The following is a 2846-nucleotide window of genomic DNA, read 5'->3' as shown; positions in this document are numbered from 1 at the left end:
ATTCATCCCTCTTTGATTAGAAAAGATGATAAAAAAGCTGATTTCTCAACAGAAAAACTTATCTTAAATTCGGGCTGATTTTTGAGAGTTTTTGTTTTTTACTTTTTCAGCAAACCCTACTTAGAGTTTCGTCTTTGCTTCCTTAGTAGTATAAATTTACTATAAAAAATCGGAGCAAATATTTAGGGACGGTGATGATTATCAGAACTAAAATCAGCAACTCTGGAAAAGCGAAATATGGACAGTCCAGAATCTAGGCAGCCGCGCTGTAATAAGGCGAAGGCAGACTCGGATAAACTCGCAGGATGTGACGGAAGACTTCTTCCGTTTTTTCTTCCACTTCTTCGTCCGTGTAGAGATCGACGGGTAAACCAGTATTATCGCTGTATAAAAAGTTGTGAATAGTAGTTTTAACCTCCGCCCGACTGGATTCTTTATCTGGCCAACGATCGATCTTTAGTTTCTCTTGTTTTAGGGTTTCCAAAAGCCGCGTGGCGATCTGTTTAATTTTTTCAATTTCTTGCGGTGATAGATTCTCTTTGGTTAAAAGGTCGAACAGGGCCAGGGATTCCTCGTCTAATCCCTCGCTAACCGCCCGTTGGGACTCTTGATCGAGTTCCTGAATAAATTCTAATAAGGCCTCGAAGGTCTTTTCGATCGCCACCCGATCCTTCTCGAAATTATAATCAGCGATGATCTGCTCGTAATGTTCTTGAAAGTTCGTCCGTTGCAGATTCTGCTCGAGCATTGTTCGGAGACGGTTTTCGATGGCGTTTTTGAGAGTTTGGACGGTGGTATTCTTGCGATCGCTATTAGCGAATTCCTGTTTCAGACGCTCGCAGTTGATTTTACTGATGTTGTACAGTGGGGTATCATCGGCCCTCGCTTCGGTGGTTACATCGATCGCCCCGTCGATTACCGATCGCATTTCCAAGAGAATTTCCCCGATGTCTATTTTCTCCCGATCACCTTGAACGCATTTATAGATCAGTTTAATCGTGTCGTGAGCCGGACGGTAGTGATTAACCGATGGCTGATTAAGACAGGCCTTAAAAAGATGGAAGACCTCTTGGGAGAGGAGTTGAAAATTTTGTCGGGCCTGATCACTTCGATTGATCGCTTCCTTCGCGTCGTTAATGGCTTTATTGAAGGCGAAACTAGGTATTTTATATTCGAGGAGTGCGTCTAGGGATGCGTTACTTTCCCCGAAAAATTCTTTAACTGCCTCGATCGATCGGGCCAATTCATCCAGTAAATTTTCTTGCGGTTTCGTGGGGTCGAGACTAAGATGGTCTTCCCTGCGTCCCTGATCGGAAATTTGGGCGAGATCGGCGAGAGCTTGGCGGAGATTTTTGAGGATTCCGCAGTAATCCACGATTAAACCGTTAGTTTTGCCCTCGTTAACCCGGTTAGCACGAGCGATCGCTTGCATGAGCGTATGAGCTTTTAGGGGTTTATCGAGGTAGAGGGTGGAGAGGGAGGGAACATCGAAACCGGTCAACCACATAGCGCAGACGATGGCGATCCGAAAGGGGTGATCGGCTTGTTTAAAGGCATTTTCTGGGCTGATTCTTTTACCGTCCGCCAGTTCAAAGCCATTTTTGATTACACTGCGATGGCTGGTAATATCTAACCCTTGTTTCTGGAATTTGTCGATCTCTCCCTGTTCCTCGCTGACGATCACGGCCGTTAGGGTTGCTTCCATCCATTGAATCTGACGCTGACGATAGTTTTCCTCTTGGTCATCGGTAATTTTTTTGAGGTCTTTTTTCAGTTGTTGGATTTTTTCGCTCCAGTAACGATCGATCAGGTTATGCAGCTTGACACAGGTGAGCTTGTCGATACAAATCACCATGGCTTTGCCTGTTTCCCAAGCGGTGCTGTAATGTTCAACGAAATCACGGGCCAGCGCCTCCAACCGCTGCGGGGCCGTCAGGATGTAGTAATCCCTTCTTAATTCCCTTTCTAAACGGTCTTCTATCTCAACATTTTCGATCTCTAACTCTTCGATTTTGGCGGCGATCTGTTCGTTGAGGTCGTTGACGGCGATCGAGAGTTTATCACCCCTTGCATCATAGTAGAGGGGAACGGTGGCTTTATCCTCGACCGCTCTCTGGAAGTCGTAGGTGGAGACATAATCCCCGAAATAGCGTTTAGTGATCTCGTCGTTGCTGACTAGAGGGGTGCCGGTAAAACCGATAAAACCAGCGCCCGGAAGTGCAGCCCGGAGGTTGCTGGCCAGGGTTCCGTACTGGGTTCGGTGGGCTTCGTCGCTGATAATGATGATATCGTTTCGGGAGTTGTAGGGTTGGTCGGGATTGACGGTTTGGTTGAATTTCTGGATGAGGGTGAAAATATAGGCTTTATGCTCTCCCAGAAGACTCTGCAAGTGTTCGTTACTGGAAGCTTGGCAGAGTTCTTGCTCGTTATTGGTCAATCCGGAACCGGCAAAGGTATAGTAGATCTGTTTATCTAGATCTTCGCGATCGGTACAGATAACGAAGGTATAGTTTGCGCCTAGTTTACGGCGAATTTTGCGGGTGAAAAAAACCATAGAGTAGCTCTTTCCAGAGCCTTGGGTATGCCAGAAAACCCCTAGTTTGTTATCTTTTATCCCACCCTCCCGCCATCTTTTCACAGAATCGATCGCTTGGTTAACCCCTAGAAACTGGTGATTTCGGGCGATAATCTTGCAGGTTTTGCCAGTGGAGTTATCGAAAAGGATATAATTTTCGGCGTTGCATAATAGAGATATGAATGGAGGAAATCAAAATGCAATGCCCTGAATGTAAATCTACCCATATCCGTAAAAATGGCATCAATAAACAAGGTAAACAAAATCATAT

At 45.5% G+C, this 2846-nt stretch carries 2 protein-coding genes; one reads left to right on the top strand and one right to left on the bottom strand.

All coding sequences use genetic code 11. The annotated features are described in order from the left end of the window. Positions 1-253: 253 nt before the first annotated feature. Complete coding sequence (locus EWV66_RS10455) at positions 254-2686, bottom strand: type I restriction endonuclease subunit R (RefSeq protein WP_287107516.1); 2433 nt, start codon at positions 2684-2686, stop codon at positions 254-256. Between the two features lie 71 nt (positions 2687-2757). Between EWV66_RS10455 and EWV66_RS24410 the strand changes: the two genes are divergently transcribed. After that, a partial coding sequence (locus tag EWV66_RS24410; protein WP_502705658.1) for a transposase-like zinc-binding domain-containing protein occupies positions 2758-2846 on the top strand: 89 nt, incomplete at its 3' end.

Origin of the sequence: Microcystis sp. M_OC_Ca_00000000_C217Col (genome assembly GCF_007095585.1) — a bacterium.
Taxonomy (GTDB): Bacteria; Cyanobacteriota; Cyanobacteriia; order Cyanobacteriales; family Microcystaceae; genus Microcystis; species Microcystis panniformis.
Note: the sequence above shows the minus strand (reverse complement) of the source record. Positions and strands in the feature narration are given on the sequence as shown.